A 21,345-nucleotide genomic window follows, 5' to 3' on the forward strand; every position below is an offset into this window, starting at 1 on the left:
AGATGGAAATTAGCTGTGAGTTGAAGAAGCATTTGCAGTTGGTGATTATAGTGCGGTAAAAGCCACTGAGAGAAGGAGCTATATAGTTATCAATGAAAAAAGGTGAGATTTACGAAGGAACTGTAGAACGGATTGAGTTTCCAAATAAGGGCGTAGTTGTGATAGATGGAGAGAAAGCGATCGTCAAAAATGCGCTTCCGGGACAGAAGATCCGGTTCCGTATCAATAAAAAGCGCGGCGGTCGATGCGAGGGTATGCTTTTGGAGGTTGTCGAGCACTCAAAGTTAGAGACGGCAGAGGATGTATGCCCGCATTTTGGTATCTGCGGCGGATGTCTTTATCAGCCGATTCCGTATGAGGAACAGCTTGCGATCAAGGAAAAACAGGTTCGTTCCCTTCTGGATGCGGTATGTCCGGAATATGAGTTTGAGGGCATCTTAGGCAGCCCGCTGGTGCAGGGCTACCGGAATAAGATGGAGTTTTCCTTCGGTGATGAGGTCAAGGATGGTCCTATGTCGCTGGGAATGCACAAGCGCGGCAGTTTTTATGATGTGGTTACAACCGGCGAATGCCATATCGTGCATCCGGATTTTTGCAAGATTCTTGTCTGTACAAAAGAATATTTTGAGGAAAAGAAAGTTGGATTTTATAAAAAAATGCAGCATACCGGCTATTTGCGCCATCTTCTGGTGCGCCGTGCGATCAAGACAGGGGAAATTCTGGTTGATCTGATCACGACGACACAGACGGATACCTTTGAGGGAACCGAGGAAGCACTTTTACGGGGATGGACGGAGCGCCTTCAGGCACTTCCTATGGAGGGAAGCTTTGCGGGCATTCTGCATACCAAAAATGATACATTGGCGGATGCCGTAAAAGATGAGGGGACGGACATTCTGTTCGGACGCGAGCATTTTTACGAAGAGCTTTTAGGGCTGCGGTTCCAGATCTCGCCGTTTTCTTTTTTCCAGACGAACTCATTGGGCGCGGAGGTGCTGTACGAGAAAACGCGTGAGTATGTGGGTGAGACGAAGGGAAAAGTCGTATTTGACCTTTACAGCGGCACCGGTACGATCGCGCAGATCCTCGCACCGGTGGCGGAGAAAGTAGTCGGCGTGGAGATTGTCGGGGAAGCAGTCGAGGCAGCCCGTGAGAATGCGGCGCGCAACGGACTTGGCAACTGCGAATTTCTGGCGGGGGATGTCCTCAAGGTGGTGGACGAGCTGGAAGAAAAGCCGGATCTGATCGTTCTGGATCCGCCGCGTGACGGAATCCATCCGAAGGCGATCGGAAAGATTTTGAATTTTGGCGTCAGCCACATGGTTTATGTGTCCTGCAAACCAACCAGCCTTGCGAGGGATCTGGAACCGATCCAGGCGGCAGGATATCAGGTGGATAAGGTGTGCTGCGTGGATATGTTCCCGCATACTGCCAATTGTGAGACGGTGGTTTCATTGACGCGGAAGAAATAAGATCCCAAAATGGATGTGGGAAAAATGGATGAAACAAAAGAGAATGAAATAAAACCAGATACAGCAGATTGCCAGGTACAGGAGACAGCTGTGCAGCGCCGGAAGAGGGAGACTTTACTGCGCGAACAGACGCCGGATGCCCTGTGGGAAGCGATTCTTGCATTTGAGGGGGCAATATTTTACACGGCGAAAGGGCTGGAATATTCGTACACGATCCGGGGCAACGAGATGTTTGTCAGCCGGAAAGAAAAGTCGGTCACGCGTGCAAGCATCCTGGTGGCGTATAAAAAAGCGCAGGAGCTTGGCTGCGTGACCGGACCAAAGCAGCTGGGAGTGTTTGGGGCAAGCTATCTGTATCCGGTGTTCCTGAGGCTGGGGATTATCTGCGCCAGTGCTGGTTGATTTCCGCACCGAAAAACAGGATGCAGATGCAGGCGTACAGCCACAGCATCAGGATCACGACGGCGGTCAAGCTGCCGTACATATAAGAATAATTACTGAAATGGTTGAAGTAGATGGAAAATCCGTAGGAACATCCGATCCATCCGACGGTGGAAATCAGCGCACCGGGAAGCTGGAGACGGATATCCTGCCGTTCATAGGGCAGCCAGGTGTACAGCGCGACGAAAAAGAGCGTCAGCAGCGCCAGCGCAAGAAACGTCCGGAGACTAATCAGGCAGGAAACGAATCTGTCCAGCATCGGAAAGTAACGGAATAGCAGGCGCTGCAGGGAGGAACCGAACACCATCAGAACCAGGGAGAAAATGCACATCAGGAGAAAAACAATGGTATAGCCAGAGTTGATGATACGTCCTAAAAGGTAATTTCTGCGCTTGCGGCAGCCGATGATCCGGTTTAAGCCGCGCTCGATCCCAAGCATGCCTCGGGCAGCCGACCAGATGGTTGCCACGGTGGTAACCGAGAGCAGGGCGGCCGGGGATACAGTCTGGATGTCCTGGATTACCGATTCAATCAGCGGGTGGATGCTGGAGGGAAGAAGCTGTGTCATCACGTGCATCAGATCCTCCGGGCTGACGGCGGGGATGAGCTGGATCAGCGTCAGCAGAATCATGATAAAAGGTGCGGCAGAGAGAACGATAAAAAAAGAAGCCTGGGCGGCGTACACCGTGACTTCGTCTTTGATGAAATCGTTGTAAATCCGTTTACAGTTCAGGAGAAAAGAAAGCATGAAAAACCTCGCTTGATTTATGTTATTAAGAAAATATCCGTAACTGGCTCATTTCCCTTTGAAAAATGGCTAACGATAGGTGAATGCCATTTCAGTGTTGTTAAAAGTATATTATCATGAGGTCGAAAAAATAGCAACGGATTTGCCTGTCTTGACGAAAACACCGGTTTCCCGTATGATAACAGGATAGAAATGATTCGGGTCTGCAGGGCATAAGGATGGCAGTGATGCGGACAGCAGCAAAAATCAGCCGGCAGCCAATTGGAAAATGGGACATGGGAGGAAACAAAATGAGCGCAATCACAGCATGTGCGGCGGCACTGGCAGCCGTGACAGTGGGGCTTTTGCTCCGCTCGGAATATGAAAAAAAACATTTTGTGACAGACCAGTATGAGATAGAGAGTCCGAAGCTGCCGGATGGCGCTGCGTTCCGTTGCGTATTTTTGTCGGATCTGCATGATAATGTGTATGGAACGGACAATGAGCCGCTGGTGGCGGCGATCCGCACATTCAAGCCGGATGCGGTGCTGATCGGCGGCGATATGATGGTCTGTAAGGGAAAAGGTGATTTAACCGTCACGGTATCGCTTCTGGAAAAATTGACCTCCTTTGTGCCGGTTTACTATGCGAACGGAAATCATGAGGAGCGGATGAATCGGGAGCGGGATGTGTACGGAGATTTGTATGATCGGTTCCAGATGGAATTAAAACGTCTGGGGGTTCATTATTTGTCGGATCGGAGCGAGGAGATCAATCCGTGGATCCGGGTGACTGGGTGCAATTTGCGGGAGATATATTATAAGCATCATTTCACGGTGCCGGAACTGCCGATGGAAGAGCTTTCGGAGCGGGTTGGAACTGCGGCAGAGAAGACGTGTTTTCAACAGATGAAAGAATCGTTTTTTCCTGACTTGGCGGAAAAGGAGCGAGAAGCCGGACATGAAATGTATGAGATATTATTATTTCATTCTCCCCTCTTTTTTGAGACCTGCCGGAAATGGGGCGCGGATCTGACGCTTTGCGGACATTTCCACGGCGGAACCATCCGGATCCCGGGGCTGGGAGGCGTGATGACGCCGCAGTACCAGTTTTTCCTGCCATGGTGCGCCGGACGGTTTGATGCGGACGGAAAGACGATGATCGTCAGCCGGGGGCTTGGGACGCATTCGATCAATGTGCGGCTGAATGACCGGCCAGAGCTGGTTTGTGTGTCGTTGCGGGGAAAACAATAGAGAGATTCTGGTTATTGTACACGGGTAGGCACTTTTGGAACCGAAAGTGCCGTAAGAAAACGTGGTGGCAGCAGGAATAACTCTTCGGCACAGGTGGATGTATACGGAATTTGGTATATGATTGTAGAAAAAGCTGGCTAAAAGAAGGAGTTCGGAAAGAATGGAAATTTCCTATAAATTAGATAATTTTGAAGGACCGTTGGACCTGTTGCTTCATCTGATTGAAAAAAATAAAGTAAGTATCTACGATATTCCGATCGTCCTGATTACGGAGCAGTATCTGGAATATGTTAATCAGATGGATCATGAGGATCTGGATGTGGTCAGCGATTTTCTGGTGATGGCGGCGACGCTTCTGGACATCAAATCGCGGATGCTCCTTCCGAAGGTGGAAAAAGAAGAGGAAGAAGACGAGGAAGATCCGCGCGCCGAGCTGGTGCGCCGGCTGTTGGAATATAAGATGTATAAATATATGGCGCAGGAGCTGGAAGAGCGGGAGCAGGAGGCAGAGCTTCTCTTTTTTAAGGAACCGACGATTCCCCGGGAGGTGGCGAAATATGAAGAACCGCTGAATCTGGACAAGCTTCTGGATGGTCTGACGCTGGCAAAGCTGCAGAAAGTGTTTGACGCGGTCATGAAGCGGAATGCCAATAAGCTTGACCCGGTGCGAAGCCGGTTCAGTACGATCCGCAGGGAACCGATCAGCCTGGAGCAGAAGGTAAGGTCGGTGCTTTCTTATGCGCGGGAACACCGTCATTTTAAATTCAGCGATGTGCTGGAGAGGGAATCCGATCGCCTGGAGATAGTCGTGGCGTTTCTGGCAGTGCTGGAGCTGATGAAGATGGGACGGATTCATCTGGTGCAGGAAAAATTGTTTGATGAGATGCAGCTCGATACGGTGGATGTGGATGAAACGGAAGACGAGGCAGAGCTGGAACTTTCGACGGAGGAAGGAGAAGAGTATGCCAGAATTAGATGAAAAACGCGAGGAAGCCATCGTGGAATCGGTTCTCTTTACAATGGGAAAATCGGTTGAGCTGCGCCAGCTTGCGGCGGCGCTCGGGACGGATACAGAGCGCGCGGAAGCGGCGGTCAGACGATTACAGAGCCGTTATGAGGCAGAAAAGCGGGGCATGCAGATCACGCAGCTGGAGGACAGCTGGCAGATGGCGACCCGCGCGGAATATTATGAGAATCTGATCCGGGTGGCAGCAACGCCGAAGAAGCAGATTTTAACGGATGTTGTGCTTGAGACACTCTCGATCATTGCTTATAAACAGCCGATCACGAAGCTTGAGATTGAAAAGATCCGCGGGGTTAAATCGGATCACGCGGTCAATAAACTGATTGAGTACAATCTCGTTTACGAGGTAGGGCGTTTGGATGTGCCGGGACGTCCGGCATTGTTTGCGACGACGGAGGAATTTTTGCGCCGGTTTGGAGTCGGATCGACGAAAGAACTGCCGGAACCGGCACCGGGACGAATCGACGAGTTCCGCATGGAGGCGGAGGAAGAGCTGAAGTTTGAGGGGAAACTGCCGGAAGAGGCAGAGAAGGAAATGAAATATTAACGCTTTCTTAACAATATTCATTCAATTCTGACATTAACAGATTCTTAACATCATATTTCTGTATTTTCTTGTAACTTTTTGTAGCCAACGTGGAAAATGAGGTCAACACAAACAAACAAGCAGCTCTTTCAAATCGCTACATAAATGAAAGAAGCCAGCAAAACAAAAGGGGGAATTGTTTATGTTGACACTTGAGCTTGATATGTATCAGGCGTGTGCTCTTGGCGCACTGGTCTACTGTCTGGGAAGATTGCTTGTACAAAAGCTGCCCTTCCTGAGCAAGTATTGTATACCGGCTCCGGTTGCGGGCGGTGTCGTATTTGCATTCGCTCATCTGGCGTTGTATGCAACAGGAGTTCTGGAGCTTTCCTTTGATACAACCTTACAGAGCGTATTTATGACGATCTTCTTCTGCAGCGTCGGTTTTACCGCCTGCTTCCGTCTGTTAAAGAAGGGCGGCGTTCAGGTATTTATGTTCCTGGCGCTGGCAGTTGGTATCTGTATCGTGCAGGATGCAGTCGGCAGCGGTCTGGCAGCAGCGTTTGGTCTGAATCCGCTTCTCGGCTTATGTATGGGTTCTATGCCGTTAGTTGGAGGTCACGGAACGAGTGGTTCCTTCGGACCGCTTCTGGAGCAGGAATACGCAGTTGTAGGCGCAACTACAGTTGCCTTGGCATCCGCTACATATGGTCTGGTATCCGGCAGTATGATGGGTGGTCCTATCGCCCGTGCCCGTGTTGAGAAACACCATCTGAAATCAACCGCAGCCGAGGAAGGCAATGCAGTTGACGAAGTAGCATCGCCGATCGACGGTCAGAAATTCACCACCGCGGCTGTATTCCTTGCAGTTGCAATCGGTGTTGGTACCTTCATTTTCGCGTTCTTTAAGAGCATTGGTCTTACATTCCCGACTTACATCGGTGCGATGCTGGCAGCAGCCGCTATCCGTAACATCTGGGATGTACAGCACAAAGATCTTCCGATGGAAGAAGTTGACGCACTGGGCGGTCTGTCCTTGAACCTGTTCTTAGCGATGGCAATGATGAGCCTGAAGCTGTGGCAGTTAGCAGCTCTGGCGCTTCCGATGATTGTTATCCTGTTAGTTCAGACGGTTGTTATGTTCCTGTATGCAAACTTCCTTGTATTCAACATCATGGGCCGTGATTACGAGGCAGCTGCTATGACCACCGCATTCTGTGGTTTCGGTATGGGCGCAACCCCGAACGCAATGGCAAACATGAGAGCACTGGTAGAGCGCTATGGTCCGGCTCCGCGTGCATTCTTCATCGTACCGTTAGTAGGAAGCTTATTCGTAGACTTCTTTAACTCCATGGTACTGACTACTTTCATGAACCTCTTATAATTTGATGGCTGGTTCAGCAAAGTATCCATTTAAAATATTTTGATATTGAAGTAGCTCCAACCTATTTCCTTCCCGGCGGTTCTGGATTTCCAGGCCGCCGGGATTTTTCGCGTGCAACGAGCGAAAGTCCGTGCCTGCACGAATTAATACTTTCGGAAAACGCGCGCGTGTGGTATTATAGAGAAACTGGAAAGTTGAAAAATATTTTTCGGGGAGGTGCTTTGTGAAAAACAAACTTGCAAGGCAGCCATTACCAGATAAAATGTGACATAAGAAAGGATTTCATACAGATATGAACAGCATGAACATAAAGATCAAATATTTCACAGACGCCATTGACCGCCTCGCCTACATTGACGGCAAATCTGACTGGATCGACCTGCGTGCGGCGCGTGAGGTGGTGCTGAAAAAGGGTGATTTTGCCCTGATTCCGCTTGGCGTGGCGATGGAGCTGCCGAAGGGCTATGAGGCGCATGTAGTTCCGCGCAGCAGTACCTTTAAAAATTTCGGCATCATCCAGACCAATCATATGGGTGTGATCGATGAGAGCTACTGCGGGGACAATGATCAGTGGCATTTTCCGGCATATGCGCTGCGTGATACAGTGATCCATGTCAATGACCGCATATGCCAGTTCCGCATCATGGAGCATCAGCCGAAGATCATATTTGAGGAGACGGAGAAGCTTGACAATAAAGATCGCGGCGGGATCGGAAGTACGGGAAAGAATTAATAAAAAGGTTTGGTAAAAAATGAAGCAGATAAAGAGGTTAAAACGAGAAAAAGTAAGTCTTTTTCTGGCGGCAGCGGTGCTTTCACTGGGCATCCTTTCCGGCTGCGGCGGTGAATCGAAGGAAGCGAAAGAGGCGCGTATGACCGGAATCGAGCAGTTAAATGCAGGTAATTATCAGGATGCGATCGATTCGTTTGGAAAAGCGCTGGATGAGAGCGATGGGATCGTCAATTCTTTTGAGCTGGATGTTTTAAAATACCGCGGCGAGGCAGAATACAAACTGGCGGATTATAAGGCGGCAGCGCAGACCTATGGAATTCTGGCGGAGGTGGATGGAGGAAAAGCGGAATACCTCTATTATAAAGCGGCTTCGGAGGCAGCAGCCGGACAGGCGGAGGATGCCGAAAAGGATTTTGCGGCAGCGGAGGAAAAGGCGAAGAACAGCAAAAAGAGCAGCGCCGCGGCTCCGGGGGTGAGTCTGGCGTTTACGGCGCTTGCGTCGGCGGCGCGGGATGCCGGGGATAGTGAACTCGCAGCCCAGTACTGCAATCAGGCGATCGAGCGCGGCGTGTCGGGACCGGAGATTTATAATCAGCTTGCGATCAGTGAAATGGAGGCTGGCGATTATGAGAGCGCGATGTCCCATTATGAGGAGGCGCTTTCGCTGGCGGACAGTGAGACGGCGCTGGTAATCCGGCAGAATATTGCGGTTCTCTATGAGAAAGAGGGCGATTTTGCGAAGGCGCTGGAACAGTTTAAGGAGTGCCAGGCAGCCGGTGCGGACACACCGGAGGTACAGAAGGAAATCCGTTTTCTGGAAAGCCGGTAAATATTGGAGGTAATATGGCAGAATTGTTCGATATGAAAGAATTGGAGGAGCGCGTCATTCTGGTGGCGGTCAGCACTTCAGATGAAGATGATACGGAGGCGTCCTTGGATGAGCTGGAGGAATTGGCGGATACCGCCGGGGCGACGGCGATCGGACGTCTGGTGCAGAACCGGGAGAAGATTCATCCAGGCACCTATCTGGGCAGTGGAAAGATCGGGGAACTGCGGGAGATGGTCTGGGAAATGGGCGCAACCGGTGTGATCTGCGACGATGAACTGTCCCCGGCACAGCTTCGCAATCTGGAATCGGCGCTGGATACGAAGGTAATGGACCGGACGATGGTCATTCTCGATATTTTCGCGGCGCATGCGACGACGAGCGAGGGAAAAATCCAGGTTGAGCTGGCACAGCTGCGTTACCGCGCAGCGCGCCTGGTCGGACTGCGCAGTTCCCTGTCCCGTCTGGGCGGCGGTATCGGTACGAGAGGACCGGGTGAAAAGAAGCTGGAGATGGACCGCCGTCTGATTCATGAGCGGATCGGGCAGCTAAAGTCGGAACTGGAAGATGTCAAACGCCACCGCGAGGTGACGAGAAAACAGCGCGACCGGAAATATACGCTGTCGGCGGCGATCGTCGGCTACACGAATGCCGGTAAGTCAACGCTTTTAAACACTCTGACGGGTGCAGGAATCCTGGCACAGGATAAACTGTTTGCGACGCTGGATCCGACGACGCGTGGATTAAAGCTGGCGAGCGGACAGGAGATCCTGCTGACAGATACGGTCGGATTCATCCGCAAACTGCCGCACCATCTGATCGAGGCGTTCAAGAGTACGCTGGAGGAGGCACGTTATAGCGATATTGTCCTCCATGTGGTCGATGCGTCGAATCCGCAGATGGACACGCAGATGTATGTCGTATATGATACATTGCGTCAGCTGAAGATCGGCGATAAGACGGTGGTAACAGTCTTTAACAAGATGGATCAGGTGGAACAGCCGGAGACGCTGAAAGATCTGCATTCTGATTATCAGGTGCAGATTTCCGCGAAGACGGGCGCGGGGCTGGACGAGCTGAAGGATATTCTGGAAATGATTCTGCGAAACCGAAAGATTTATCTGGAAAAGGTATTTTCCTACCAGGAGGCTGGACGCATCCAGACGATCCGCAAATACGGTCAGCTTTTAAAAGAAGAGTACCGGGAGGATGGCATTTACGTGGAGGCGTATGTGCCGACGGAGCTCTACGCAGGGCTGATGCGCTAACAGGCAGATGATAGGTTACCGTGTTACGGTTCACGTATACGTGCCCAGTAACGGAATTTGCCGTGGCTTCGCATTTCAATACGGCAAATTCCTGCTGCCACCACGTTTTCTTACGGCACCTTTGAAATTCCCGGGAATTGACTTTTTATTTTAAATTTGTTAGAATGTAGCATATTTATGGCTGTACAGAATGCTGGAAGGCAGATGCGTACAGATCCATACGGTAAAGAGGTGTGCGGGGAAAAACCGTATGCCTCTTCTTCATGTTTTGGCGGATGCTAAGAAGTTGTTAAGATGAAGAGAAAAGAGATGACAGGGCGCAGGCTGCTTGTGTCGGATAGAATGACCGCACAAGTTTGCAGACATCTGGGATAAAGGAGTTAGAAGATACAGAATGGAACAGAAGGGACAAAACGGACAGGAACAGATTCTCGTCGGAATTGACGTTGGCTCAACGACGACGAAGGTGGCAGTGATGGAGGCGGCAACGGGGAAAGTCCTGTTTTCGGACTATACACGCCATCACTCGGATCAGCTTCAGAGTGTGTCGAGAGCTGTAAAATTGGTGAAAGAGACGCTTGCGGGGCGGTCATTTCTGACGGCGATGACCGGTTCGGGCGCAAAGCACCTCTCGGAAGAGCTGGGGATCCCTTATGTACAGGAGGTAGTGGCGAACTCGATCGCCTTGAAAGCCATGTACGGGGAAATCGGAACGGCGATCGAGCTGGGTGGACAGGATGCGAAGATTATCTTTTTCCAGAGGGATAAACGGACGGGCGAGCTGCAGGTCGCAGATATGCGGATGAACGGAAGCTGTGCTGGCGGTACAGGTGCGTTTGTGGATGAGATTGCTTCTCTTCTTAAGACACCGGTTGAGGAATTTGACGCGCTGGCGGCACAGGGAACAACCGTATATGATATATCCGGACGGTGCGGCGTGTACGCCAAGACCGACATCCAGCCTCTTTTAAATCAGGGGGTTAAAAAATCAGATTTGGCGCTTTCCTCCTTCCATGCGATTGCCAAACAGACGATCGGTGGTCTGGCACAGGGACTTTCGATCGAGAAGCCGGTCGTCTTTGAGGGCGGTCCGCTGACCTTTAACCGGACGCTGGTGCGCGTGTTTGCTGAACGTCTGGACCTTCGGCCGGAGGAAATTATAAGTCCGGACCGACCGGAACTCCTGATTGCCTGCGGTGCGGCGCGTGCGGCGGTGAAGCTCTTTTCGGAGGAAGAGGCGCTCGCCACGGCAGACGAACTGCTAGATCGGATCGAGAGGGTGCGTGCGGCGCGCGAGGAAGCAAAGAAACAAAGTGAAGCCGGAAATGGCGATGAGACGGCGGAAGGCTCGTTCCGTTCTCGTCCATTTTTTGCCGATCAAGCGGCGCAGGCAGAATTTCAGGAGAGACACAGACGCCTGGAACGAAAAACGGTATATCCGCAGTCGGGCAGTACGCTGCGGGCATATCTGGGTATTGATTCGGGCAGTACGACGACAAAATTTGTCCTGTTAGATGAGAATGAGGAACTTCTGGATTCCTTTTATGCGCCGAATCAAGGCGATCCGCTGACGGTGGCAAAGAAAGCATTGATTGCGATGCGGGAAAAGTATGCGTCCCACGGCGTGCGGCTGGAGATTTTGGCAGCCGGGACGACCGGTTATGGAGAAATGCTGTTTTCACGTGCATTTTCGGCCGAGACACACGCGGTTGAGACGGTGGCACATGCACGTGCGGCGGCAAAATACACGCCGGATGCGACGTTTCTTCTGGACATCGGTGGTCAGGATATGAAGGCAATCTGGCTGGACAATGGCGTTATCACAAATATTGTCGTGAATGAAGCCTGCTCATCCGGCTGTGGGTCTTTTTTGGAAAATTTTGCATCCTCCCTGCATATTCCGGCGCGGGAGATTGCTGAAAAGGCATTTTCTTCGCAGCATCCGGCTGCGCTCGGAAGCCGCTGTACCGTCTTTATGACGAGCAGTATCGTGACGGAGCAGAGAAATGGAAAGCTGCCGGAGGACATCATGGCGGGGCTGTGCCGTTCGATCATTGAAAATGTATTTACAAAGGTTATCCGTGTGTCGAACCTGGATTCTCTGGGAAAGAGGATTGTCGTACAGGGCGGAACGTTTGAAAATGATGCGGTTCTCTGTGCGCTGGAACAGTATGTCGGCCGCCCGGTGATCCGGGCGCCGTATCCGGGCATTATGGGGGCGATCGGTGCGGCGCTTTTAGCGAAGGAAGAAGCACAGAGCCGGAAACAGCCGCATTTTACCAGTTTGGATCAAATGGAGTCCCTGACCTGGCAGCAGGAGGCGAATGTGCCGTGTCCGTTCTGTATGAACCATTGTCAGCGTGCGGTGGTGCGGTTTTCGAATGGAACCTCATGGATCACGAACAACCGTTGTGAGCGGGGCGAGATTCTTGGCGATCCGAAGGATGTGAAGGTGCGCGAGCGACTGAAAATAGCGTCAGAAACCCGGAATAAAGTGCCAAATCTCTATAAATTGCGGGAAGAACTCCTGTTTGCAGATTATCTGGATCAAGCGGAAGAAGGGGATGCATCGTCTGCAAAAAGTCATTCAGAGCGGGCAGCCGCTAAGACTGGTCTTGTGCCGAATGCTGTGTCTGATACTGTGCGGCGAAATATAACCATCGGTCTGCCGCGCGTCCTTGCTTTCTGGGATACGATGCCGTTCTGGACGACGTTCTGGCGTTCGCTGGGCTTTGAGATTCAGATTTCATCCCCGAGCACGCACAAGATGTTTGAGGAAGGCTTAAGCGCGGTAACTTCAGATACCGTCTGCTTTCCGGCAAAACTGGTGCACGGGCATATCCGCGATCTGGTAAAGAAGAAAGTGGATCGTATTTTTATGCCGTCGATTGCGGCGATCGGATCGGAAAATACGGAATCAACGAGCGAGTCCATGTGTGCAGTCGTGAAGGGATATCCGCTTGTGATCCGCAACTCGGATTCTCCGGAGAAACAGTGGGGCATTCCGTTTGATGCACCGTTATTTTACTGGTACAGGGAGGAAGATAAAGAACGTCAGCTTATTACATATATGGAACAGACATTTTCCATCCAGCCGTCGGAAACGAAAAAGGCGGTTCTTGCAGGAAATGATGCGATGCGGCAGTTTGGGAGCCGCCTGAAAGAGGCGGGAGCGAAGGTTCTGGAAGAGGTGGAAAAAGAGGGGCGCTATGCGGTGGTGCTGGCGTCAAGACCGTATCAGAATGATGCGCTTGTCAACCACAGCCTGCCGGAGCTTTTGACCGAGTTCGGCGTTCCGGTTCTGACGGCAGATTCTGTTCCGGGCATTGAAAATGTGGATTTAAGCCACAGCCGTCTGGATGTCGTAAACAATTACCACGCGCGGATGCTGGCGTCCGCGGTTCTGGCGGCACAGAGCCAGAATCTGGAATATGTCCAGTTTGTAAGCTTTGGATGCGGGCATGACGCATATTTGTCGGATGAGATCCAGCGTATGATGCGGGAAATCTCCGGAAAATCACCGCTGATCCTGAAACTTGACGAGAGCGAGGTACAGGGACCGCTGCGGATCCGGGTGCGTTCCTTCCTGGAGACGATCAACATGCGGCGGAAGAAGCGGGAGATGGCGGAGAGGCTGCAAAACCAGCCTGGAACAAGCCGACAGGAGAATGCGGGCGGCGGAAATGAATGCGGGACGGCTGCGCTGGGACCAGACATTCAAAAATCCTGGCAGGTTCACGAACTTTCGGATCCATATCCGGTTAAATTTGAGGTGGAAGACCGCAAGAAGCGCACGGTTCTGGTCCCGAACACCTCTCACGCGTTCTGCCGGATTATGTCGGCGGCGTTGAAGACACAGGGAATCCGGGCAGTTCCGCTGGCGGTCGGCAGGGAAGAGGCGATCCGCCTCGGAAAGCAGTATGTCCACAACGATATCTGTTTCCCGGCGCAGATTGTCATCGGCGAGGCGCTGGCAGCACTTCGGAGTGGTCAGTATGTGCCATCTGAGACGGCGATCGGTATGGGAAAATACATCGGTGACTGCCGCCTGACCCATTACAGTGCGCTGCTTCGCAAGGCGCTTGACGACGCCGGCTACCCGGAGGTGGCGATTCTGACGAACGATGATGTCGATTATCATGATCTGCATCCGGGCTTCCGGATGAACCTTATGTCGGCGATCCGTCTGGCGGGATCGCTTCCGATGATCGATATTCTGGAAGAGCTGCTTCGCAAGATCCGCCCGTATGAGAAGGTTTCCGGAAGCAGCGATCAGGCATTTGACGAGGCGATGGATTTCGTCGTGGATGGTCTGGAGCAGCATGGGCTTTCAGGCGCTCTGCGAGGCTTTAAAAAGGCGATCCAGCGGATGAATGCGATCGAATATGACCGGAGCCAGCCGCGCCCGCGCGTCCTGATCATCGGCGAGTATCTCCTCAATTTCCATCCGGGCGCGAATCATGAGATTGAGCGCTACCTGGAGAAAAATGGATTTGAGATTATCGAGGCGCGGATGACGGATGTTATCCGGAAAACGTATTTCTGCCAGGATGAGCAGATTCGGACGTATCATCTGAAAAAGCCGTTTGTCAAGAAAAACTGGTACCATGTGGCGAACCGGGTATTTGACGCTGCGCACGCGGCAGCGGATCGGATAGCGAAACAGCATCCGCTCTATACGCCTGTCTGCCGCCTGCCGGAACTGGTAAAGGAAAGTGACCCGATCATCCCGCACACCTTTGATGCGGGCGAGGGCGTGCTGATTCCGGGCGAGATCCTGCACCATGCGGCGCATGGCTGCCGGGCATTTGTGATTTTACAGCCATTTGGCTGTCTGCCAAACCATGTGGTAGGACGCGGCATCGTAAAAAAAATGCGGGAAATGTACCCGGACGCCCAGATCCTGCCGCTTGACTACGATCCGGATGTGAGCTTTGCCAATCTGGAAAACCGCCTGCAGATGCTGATTATGAATGTGAAAGAAAGAAGCGTGGACACGGTTGCCCTGCCGGACGTGGGGCAGAGAAGCCCCGTGGAGACTATGAATAGAAAACAGAAAAACGCCGATAATAAAAAGCAGAAAGTTTCCTGATTTCGGGTTAGACAAAAATAGAAATCACATAAGCCCACGCGGCGGAAAGGGACAGGCTATGAAACATCTGGAAATTGAAAAGGTGATTGGACGGGAGATTGTTGATTCGAGAGGAAATCCAACAGTGGAGGCGGAAGTTTATCTATCAGACGGAAGCATAGGACGCGGCGCGGCACCGAGCGGTGCATCGACAGGTGAATTTGAGGCTCTGGAGCTGCGAGACGGCGACAAGTCGCGTTTCGGCGGAAAGGGCGTACAGAAAGCAGTCCAGAATGTGAATACCGTGATTGCAGAGGTGTTAAGGGGCATGGATCCGGCGGACGTCTATGCGGTTGATAAAGCGATGATCGAGGCGGACGGAACCAAGGATAAATCCAAGCTGGGCGCGAATGCGATCCTGGCGGTTTCGATCGCGAACGCACGGGCAGCAGCCAATGCGTATGGTCTCCCGCTGTACCGTTTCCTTGGCGGTGTGTCTGGAAACCGTCTTCCGGTCCCGATGATGAACATTTTAAACGGCGGTGCGCATGCGGCAAACACCATTGATGTACAGGAGTTCATGATTATGCCGGTTGGCGCAGAGAGCTTTTGCGAGGGACTCCGCTGGTGTACCGAGGTGTTTCATGCCCTGGCAGCATTGCTTAAAGAGCGCGGACTGGCAACCTCTGTCGGCGATGAGGGTGGTTTTGCGCCGGATCTGGGAAGTGACGAAGAAGCAATCCAGTGCATCTTAGAGGCAGTGGAGAGAGCCGGATATAAGCCGGGCGAGGATTTTGTCCTGGCGATGGATGCGGCATCCAGCGAGTGGAAGAGCGGCAGGAAGGGCGAATATCTGCTTCCGAAGAGCGGCAAACACTTTACCTCCGAAGAGCTGATTGCACACTGGAAACAGCTCTGCGGGAAATACCCGATCGCCTCGATCGAGGATGGTCTGGACGAGGAGGACTGGGAAGGCTGGCAGAAGATGACCGCAGAACTCGGCGGACAGGTGCAGCTGGTCGGCGATGACCTGTTTGTAACAAACACCGAACGCCTGAAAAAAGGCATTCGTCTCGGCTGCGGCAATTCGATCCTGATTAAGCTGAACCAGATTGGCTCCGTTTCCGAGACGCTGGAGGCAATCAAGATGGCACATAAGGCAGGTTACACGGCGATTGCATCCCACCGCTCCGGCGAGACCGAGGATACAACGATCGCAGACCTGGCGGTTGCATTAAATACCTGCCAGATCAAGACGGGCGCACCGAGCCGGAGTGAGCGCGTGGCAAAATACAACCAGCTTCTGCGGATTGAGGAAGAGCTGGGAACCGGTGCACAGTATCCGGGGAAGACGGCATTTAATAAAAAATAAGTTGTCTTTTTTGCGAGATATCGTACAGACAAGCAAGCTGTTACATTGCATAAAATGTGCGAATTGTTCCGAAAACTAACACATCTCTTCAGGAACAGACAAAAATCATCTGGGAAAATGCTGGATGGCGTCGAGGCAAAGGAAAATAGAATACAACTTTGAAAGGGAATGCGTTTTACCGTACAACTGGAACGGAGAGAAACGTATTCCTTTTTGTTTTGCATTAGACCGAAAAAGGAATATTGCTAAAAGTTTGACAATATTTTAAAAAATATTCGTTTTTTTACGAAATTTATTGACAAAACAGCGGGAGTAATTGTAAAATAACTGTAAAGCGAATATGAAAAAAGAATTTATTTTTTTTAAACGAATGGAAAAACGTTTTACCAAAGGAATGGTCCGGCGGATAACGTATTTCACATAAAAAAGGAGGATGAAAGAATGAGAAAAAGAACATTAAGCATTGTACTTGCAGCAGCAATGTGCGCCAGCTTAACAGCCTGCGGCGGTGGCGGAAGCACTGCTGAGACAACGGCAGCTGACAGCAGCAATACCGAGACGAAGGCAGCCGACGCTTCAGAGAAATCTGACAAACCGCTCCGTGTATGTGTTGTTTACACTGGAAACTTAGGTGATAAGAGCTACAATGACTCCTGCAACATGGGTGCACAGAAAGCAGTTGAGGATTTCGGCATTGAGCTTAAGAGTCTTGAGGGTACCACTGCTGAGGAGTGGAAAGCAAACCTGCTTCAGGCTTGTGATGATGGCTACGATTTAATTATCGGTGCTTCTTCCAACATCGCAGATTACATCACTGAGAATGCTTCCAGTTATCCGGATACCAAGTTCGCAGTTATCGATACAACCGTAGATCTGCCGAACGTTGAGTCTATCAGCTTTGCTCAGAATGAGGGCTCCTTCCTGGCAGGTGCAGCAGCAGCTATGTTTACCACCAAGACTGATATCCCGAATGTCAATGAAGATCATATCATCGGCTGGGTAGGCGGTATGGATATTCCGGTACTTCATGACTTTTATACAGGCTATGAGCAGGGTGCGAAGTACATCGATCCGGATATCAAGATTCTTCAGGCTTTTGCAGGAAGCTGGACGGATCCGTTAAAGGGCAAAGAGCTGACTTTAGCACAGTATGAGCAGGGCGCTGATATTGTCATGAACGTAGCATCCGGTACCGGTGTTGGTATTCTGGAAGGTGCAAAAGAAGCTGACAAATACGCAATCGGCGTTGACTTAAACCAGGATTCCGATCAGCCTGGACATATTCTTACTTCCATGGTTAAGAGAGTTGATAATGCCTGCTACCTGGTTATCCAGTCTGCAGTAGATGGAACCTTTGAGGGCGGCACAACTAAATATCTGGCACTGAAGGACGGCGGCGTCAGCCTGACTGATTTCTCTGTTATCAAAGAATCTCTGGGCGACAAATTCCCGCAGGATATCGTTGATAAGTGTGATGAGCTTGCCGAGAAGATCAAATCCGGCGAGATCGTAGTAGAAAACTATGAAGGATTTGGCCCAGAGGCATAATTGATAAAGACAAGGCCGGGAGCGAGTGAAACCTGGCGGCGAAGGGGGATCTGGATTCTTTCAGGTTCCCCTTCATTTTCAACAAAAATGTTTTTCTTGGAAAGAGCCGTCAGGCATTTCCGGACGAGAGGGTGATCGAATGAACGAATACGTAGTGGAGATGAAAGGAATTGTCAAAAATTTCGGACAGGTTCAGGCGGTAAAGCATGGCGAATTTACTCTGAAAAAAGGCGAGATCCATTCACTGATTGGTGAAAATGGAGCTGGTAAATCCACCATGATGAAGCTTCTGTACGGCATGTATCCCATTGACGAGGGCGAGATTATCGTCAAGGGGGAACCGATGGGAACCATCACACCGAAGATTGCAATTGAGCACGGTGTCGGCATGGTCCATCAGGAATTTATGCTGGTAAATGAGCTGACGGTTCTGGAGAATATTATTCTGGGATTTGAACCGAAAAAAGGATTGACAATTGACTTTGACAAGGCAAGAAAAGAAGTTAAAAAATATATTGAACAGTATCATATGGACGTGCAGCTGGATAAGAAGGTAAGCCAGATTTCAGTAGGCGAGGCGCAGCGTGTGGAGATTATCAAGACATTGATGCGAGGTGCTGATATCATCATTCTGGATGAGCCTACAGCGGTTCTGACCCCTCAGGAGGCGGAACGTCTGTTTGAAATCCTGAATAATCTGAAACAGGATGGAAAATCCCTTGTCTTTATTTCTCATAAGCTGAATGAGGTTATGGCAATATCAGACCGCATCTCTGTGATGCGTCAGGGACAATATATGGGCACTGTTAATAAAGAGGAAACCTCTCCGCTGGATCTGACCAAACGAATGATCGGACGTGAAGTATTCTTAAACATTGATAAGGCTTATTCTGAGGCGGGAGATACGATTCTGGAGGTTCAGGATGTGTGGATTCCCAGCCAGAAGGAGACATCGAAGATCCGGGGCATGTCCCTGCATGTCAAGGCCGGTGAGATTGTCGGCGTGGCAGGTATCGATGGAAATGGACAGAGTGAGCTGGTTGAGGCGATCACCGGACTTCGCAAGGTAGAGAAGGGCAAGATCCTTCTTTGCGGCAAGGATATTACGAATCAGAGTCCGAGAAAAGTAAGGGAGAGCGGTCTTTCCCATATTCCGGAGGACCGAAATACAAGAGGTCTGAACCGTGCCATGACCATTGAGGAAAACTTGATTGCAGTTCGGCTGGATCAGCCTCCCTTTACCAAGGGCATCATGATGAATAAATCGGGACAGGATGCTTATGCAAAGGAGATGGTAGAGCAGTTTGATATTCGCCCGGCGGATTATAATCTTCCTACCTCCTCCTTATCCGGCGGCAATGCACAGAAGGTAGTAGTAGCCCGGGAGGTATCTCTTGGCAATAAGCTTCTGGTAGCATCCCAGCCTACCAGAGGTGTAGATATCGGTGCCATCGAACTGATTCGAAATACCCTGGAAAAGGCGAAAAAGGCAGGCGCCGGTGTTCTGCTGGTTTCGGCAGAATTGGAAGAGATTATCTCCCTTTCGGATCGTATCGTAGTTATCCATGAAGGTAAAATTACCGGCGAGATGAGGGCCGACGAGGCCAATGAAAACAATCTGGGTCTGCTTATGATGGGCGGTACAGACACAGGGAAGGACGGTGAAGCAGCAGTATGAATCAGACATTAAATGGTATTCGAAGGATTCTTATTACGATACTCGTTGCGATGGGTGTCGGTGCGCTGTTTATCATAGCCATCGGGGAAAATCCGATTGATGCATATGCGGCGCTGTTCCGCGGTGCTTTTGACGGAAAGCTCCGTCTGGGCACAACCTTGGCAGGATTTACTCCGCTGCTGCTGACATCCATTGCCTTTGCAGTTGCAGCGAAAGCAGGTGCTTTTAACGTAGGTGTTGAGGGCGAGGTTTTCTTGGGCGGTATCACAGCTGCTTATATCGGCATCAACTGGACCTTCCTTCCGAAGCCGGCTCTGTATGTGGCCTGCTTCGTAGGTGCGATGGTGGTAGCAGCTGCCTGGGCCTTTATTCCGGCGATTTTGCGTGCCTATTATAATGTAAATGAAGTATGTACCACCATTTTGATGAACACAGTAGCCCTTTATATCACATCTTATCTGGTCAGCGGACCTATGAGTGCTGGTACTGCTAATGCTCAGTCCCTGCCGGTTACGGTAAGACTGTATCAGTTTATGAAACCCAGCAGTGTCAACGTTGGTATTTTCATCGCAGCCATCACCGTGATTGTGATTATTTTTATGCTTCAGAAAAGCAGCTGGGGCTACAAGATCCGTACCGTCGGCCTGAATCCGACCCATGCGGATTATGTGGGAATTGATTCCAAAAAGGTATTTGTCGGTGCTATGATGCTTTCCGGTATGTTAGGCGGCATGGCAGGCTGCATCGAGGTTCTGGGTGTTCACGGATATTTCCTGAACAACTTCGCAACTGGACTTGGAAGCAATGGTATGCTGGCAGCTCTGATTGTAAAGAACAACATGGTTTCAACTCCATTTATGGCATTTTTCCTGGCAGTTTTAAAATCAGGTGCTATGGGAATGCAGCAGTCAACCGGTGTACCAAAATCGCTGGTTGATACCATTACAGCAGTTTTCATTATCATAGCGACCATGGAGACTGCATTCCAGTTTACAAAGAAACGTAAAAAGAAAACGGAGGGGAAGAAGGAGGATAAGGCATGAATGCGATAATGCAGAATTTTGATAAAATCTTTAATGCGTCGCTGATTTATGCAACGTTTCGTTCAGCGACTCCGATCATCTTTGCCGCTCTTTGTGCGGCAATCACCCAGCAGGCCAATATCTTAAATATCGGTACTGAGGGTATCATGCTGGTAGGTGCTTTTACAGCAGTAGCGGTCAGCTACTTTACCGGAAGCTGGCTGTTAGGTATAATCGCGGCGATGATCGCGGGTGCTGTGATTGCGATGATCATGGCGGTCGGTCACATCCGTTATAACTCTGAGATCTGTGCGATCGGTATGGGTATCAACTTGCTGGCGCTGGCGCTCACAAAATTCATGGTAAATGCGATCTTCCACAGCACCGGCAGTTTTTCCAGCCCGGACATCAAAGCAATTCCGCGTGTGTCGCTCGGATTTTTAGACAATCTGCCGGTGGTTGGCGACCTGTTTAACAACTGGTGTGTGACCGAGTGGTTTGCCATCGTTCTGATTATTCTGCTTCAGTTCTTCTTTTATAAGACTGTATGGGGACTGCGTCTGCGTGCGGTGGGGCAGTTTCCGGAAGCAGCCAAGACGGCAGGTATCAAGGTAAATGCAATCAAATATCAGGCGATGCTGCTTTCTGGTCTCATCGGTGGTCTGGCAGGTGCACATCTTTCCCTGGGATACAGTACCCAGTTTATCGAGAACATGACCAATAACCGTGGTTTCATGGGCGTTGCAGCCATGTATTTCGGCGGCGCGAACCCGGTTCTGACCACACTGGGCTGTCTGCTCTTTGGATTTTCAGATTCCGTCGGTGCCCGTCTCCAGGCATATGGCATTCCATCCCAGTTCGTTCTGATGATGCCGTATATCGTGACCATTGCGGTACTGGCAATTTCCATGATTGCGAAGATTTCAACCAACAAGAAGAGAGAATCTTCCCTGCATGTGGGAAGCTGATGATGAAGAAAGATAAAACACTATAAGGAGGA

At 50.8% G+C, this 21,345-nt stretch carries 16 protein-coding genes; 15 read left to right on the forward strand and 1 reads right to left on the reverse strand.

The genetic code is table 11. From position 1 onward, the window contains the following. Positions 1 to 92: 92 nt before the first annotated feature. Both rlmD and DWZ45_RS02425 read left to right on the forward strand, forming a co-directional pair. Positions 93 to 1,472, forward strand: a complete 1,380-nt coding sequence (gene rlmD / locus DWZ45_RS02420; RefSeq protein ID WP_022359752.1) for a 23S rRNA (uracil(1939)-C(5))-methyltransferase RlmD — start codon at positions 93 to 95, stop codon at positions 1,470 to 1,472. 24 nt (positions 1,473 to 1,496) lie between these two features. Beyond that, positions 1,497 to 1,874 carry a hypothetical protein gene (locus DWZ45_RS02425; RefSeq protein ID WP_107001672.1) on the forward strand — a complete coding sequence of 126 codons (378 nt, stop codon included), beginning with the start codon at positions 1,497 to 1,499 and terminating at the stop codon, positions 1,872 to 1,874. Here the strand turns inward: DWZ45_RS02425 and DWZ45_RS02430 are convergent. Beyond that, positions 1,852 to 2,661, reverse strand: coding sequence for a YihY/virulence factor BrkB family protein (locus DWZ45_RS02430; RefSeq protein WP_107001577.1), 810 nt, complete (start codon positions 2,659 to 2,661; stop codon positions 1,852 to 1,854). The genes DWZ45_RS02425 and DWZ45_RS02430 overlap by 23 nt on opposite strands. A 290-nt stretch (positions 2,662 to 2,951) precedes the next feature. Between DWZ45_RS02430 and DWZ45_RS02435 the strand changes: the two genes are divergently transcribed. The 13 genes from DWZ45_RS02435 to DWZ45_RS02495 all read left to right on the forward strand — a co-directional run bounded on the left by DWZ45_RS02435 (position 2,952) and on the right by DWZ45_RS02495 (position 21,313). Then, complete coding sequence (locus DWZ45_RS02435) at positions 2,952 to 3,893, forward strand: metallophosphoesterase (protein ID WP_118467772.1); 942 nt, start codon at positions 2,952 to 2,954, stop codon at positions 3,891 to 3,893. 160 nt (positions 3,894 to 4,053) lie between these two features. Then, positions 4,054 to 4,872, forward strand: a complete 819-nt coding sequence (locus tag DWZ45_RS02440; RefSeq protein ID WP_118467430.1) for a segregation/condensation protein A — start codon at positions 4,054 to 4,056, stop codon at positions 4,870 to 4,872. Next, a complete protein-coding gene (scpB, locus tag DWZ45_RS02445) occupies positions 4,856 to 5,464 on the forward strand; it encodes an SMC-Scp complex subunit ScpB (protein WP_118467432.1) in 609 nt (202 codons plus the stop codon). The genes DWZ45_RS02440 and scpB overlap by 17 nt, the downstream gene beginning before the upstream one ends. 181 nt (positions 5,465 to 5,645) lie before the next feature. Beyond that, positions 5,646 to 6,827, forward strand: a complete 1,182-nt coding sequence (gene gltS / locus DWZ45_RS02450; RefSeq protein WP_107001574.1) for a sodium/glutamate symporter — start codon at positions 5,646 to 5,648, stop codon at positions 6,825 to 6,827. A 301-nt stretch (positions 6,828 to 7,128) separates the two neighbouring features. Next, positions 7,129 to 7,560 carry a dUTP diphosphatase gene (locus DWZ45_RS02455; RefSeq protein WP_118467774.1) on the forward strand — a complete coding sequence of 144 codons (432 nt, stop codon included), beginning with the start codon at positions 7,129 to 7,131 and terminating at the stop codon, positions 7,558 to 7,560. A 19-nt stretch (positions 7,561 to 7,579) separates the two neighbouring features. Then, a complete protein-coding gene (locus DWZ45_RS02460; RefSeq protein WP_118467434.1) occupies positions 7,580 to 8,389 on the forward strand; it encodes a tetratricopeptide repeat protein in 810 nt (269 codons plus the stop codon). A 14-nt stretch (positions 8,390 to 8,403) separates the two neighbouring features. Continuing rightward, a complete protein-coding gene (hflX, locus tag DWZ45_RS02465) occupies positions 8,404 to 9,654 on the forward strand; it encodes a GTPase HflX (RefSeq protein ID WP_117795120.1) in 1,251 nt (416 codons plus the stop codon). 394 nt (positions 9,655 to 10,048) lie between these two features. Continuing rightward, positions 10,049 to 14,746: an acyl-CoA dehydratase activase gene (locus DWZ45_RS02470; protein ID WP_118467436.1), complete on the forward strand. Its 4,698-nt coding sequence runs from the start codon at positions 10,049 to 10,051 to the stop codon at positions 14,744 to 14,746. A 58-nt stretch (positions 14,747 to 14,804) separates the two neighbouring features. Next, the gene (eno, locus tag DWZ45_RS02475) at positions 14,805 to 16,097 is read left to right on the forward strand and encodes a phosphopyruvate hydratase (RefSeq protein ID WP_118467438.1); all 1,293 of its coding nucleotides are present in this window, start codon (positions 14,805 to 14,807) and stop codon (positions 16,095 to 16,097) included. 441 nt (positions 16,098 to 16,538) lie between these two features. Next, entirely contained in the window at positions 16,539 to 17,645 is a 1,107-nt protein-coding gene (locus tag DWZ45_RS02480) for a BMP family ABC transporter substrate-binding protein (RefSeq protein ID WP_022359763.1), read from the forward strand. Between the two features lie 139 nt (positions 17,646 to 17,784). Continuing rightward, the gene (locus DWZ45_RS02485; protein ID WP_118467440.1) at positions 17,785 to 19,323 is read left to right on the forward strand and encodes an ABC transporter ATP-binding protein; all 1,539 of its coding nucleotides are present in this window, start codon (positions 17,785 to 17,787) and stop codon (positions 19,321 to 19,323) included. Then, positions 19,320 to 20,366 carry an ABC transporter permease gene (locus DWZ45_RS02490; protein ID WP_118467442.1) on the forward strand — a complete coding sequence of 349 codons (1,047 nt, stop codon included), beginning with the start codon at positions 19,320 to 19,322 and terminating at the stop codon, positions 20,364 to 20,366. The genes DWZ45_RS02485 and DWZ45_RS02490 overlap by 4 nt, the downstream gene beginning before the upstream one ends. Next, the gene (locus DWZ45_RS02495; RefSeq protein ID WP_243023440.1) at positions 20,363 to 21,313 is read left to right on the forward strand and encodes an ABC transporter permease; all 951 of its coding nucleotides are present in this window, start codon (positions 20,363 to 20,365) and stop codon (positions 21,311 to 21,313) included. Before DWZ45_RS02490 ends, DWZ45_RS02495 begins: the two co-directional genes overlap by 4 nt. Positions 21,314 to 21,345: the final 32 nt, after the last annotated feature.

The organism is Clostridium sp. AF32-7AC (genome assembly GCF_003477925.1).
In the GTDB taxonomy this organism is placed as follows: Bacteria; Bacillota; Clostridia; order Lachnospirales; family Lachnospiraceae; genus Otoolea; species Otoolea fessa.

Excerpts from the sequence above, each read along its gene's own strand:
- rlmD (WP_022359752.1), top strand. The coding sequence starts at position 93 with ATGAAAAAAGGTGAGATTTACGAAGGAACTGTAGAACGGATTGAGTTT.
- DWZ45_RS02425 (WP_107001672.1), top strand. The coding sequence starts at position 1,497 with ATGGATGAAACAAAAGAGAATGAAATAAAACCAGATACAGCAGATTGC.
- DWZ45_RS02430 (WP_107001577.1), bottom strand. The coding sequence starts at position 2,661 with ATGCTTTCTTTTCTCCTGAACTGTAAACGGATTTACAACGATTTCATC.
- DWZ45_RS02435 (WP_118467772.1), top strand. The coding sequence starts at position 2,952 with ATGAGCGCAATCACAGCATGTGCGGCGGCACTGGCAGCCGTGACAGTG.
- DWZ45_RS02440 (WP_118467430.1), top strand. The coding sequence starts at position 4,054 with ATGGAAATTTCCTATAAATTAGATAATTTTGAAGGACCGTTGGACCTG.
- scpB (WP_118467432.1), top strand. The coding sequence starts at position 4,856 with ATGCCAGAATTAGATGAAAAACGCGAGGAAGCCATCGTGGAATCGGTT.
- gltS (WP_107001574.1), top strand. The coding sequence starts at position 5,646 with ATGTTGACACTTGAGCTTGATATGTATCAGGCGTGTGCTCTTGGCGCA.
- DWZ45_RS02455 (WP_118467774.1), top strand. The coding sequence starts at position 7,129 with ATGAACATAAAGATCAAATATTTCACAGACGCCATTGACCGCCTCGCC.
- DWZ45_RS02460 (WP_118467434.1), top strand. The coding sequence starts at position 7,580 with ATGAAGCAGATAAAGAGGTTAAAACGAGAAAAAGTAAGTCTTTTTCTG.
- hflX (WP_117795120.1), top strand. The coding sequence starts at position 8,404 with ATGGCAGAATTGTTCGATATGAAAGAATTGGAGGAGCGCGTCATTCTG.
- DWZ45_RS02470 (WP_118467436.1), top strand. The coding sequence starts at position 10,049 with ATGGAACAGAAGGGACAAAACGGACAGGAACAGATTCTCGTCGGAATT.
- eno (WP_118467438.1), top strand. The coding sequence starts at position 14,805 with ATGAAACATCTGGAAATTGAAAAGGTGATTGGACGGGAGATTGTTGAT.
- DWZ45_RS02480 (WP_022359763.1), top strand. The coding sequence starts at position 16,539 with ATGAGAAAAAGAACATTAAGCATTGTACTTGCAGCAGCAATGTGCGCC.
- DWZ45_RS02485 (WP_118467440.1), top strand. The coding sequence starts at position 17,785 with ATGAACGAATACGTAGTGGAGATGAAAGGAATTGTCAAAAATTTCGGA.
- DWZ45_RS02490 (WP_118467442.1), top strand. The coding sequence starts at position 19,320 with ATGAATCAGACATTAAATGGTATTCGAAGGATTCTTATTACGATACTC.
- DWZ45_RS02495 (WP_243023440.1), top strand. The coding sequence starts at position 20,363 with ATGAATGCGATAATGCAGAATTTTGATAAAATCTTTAATGCGTCGCTG.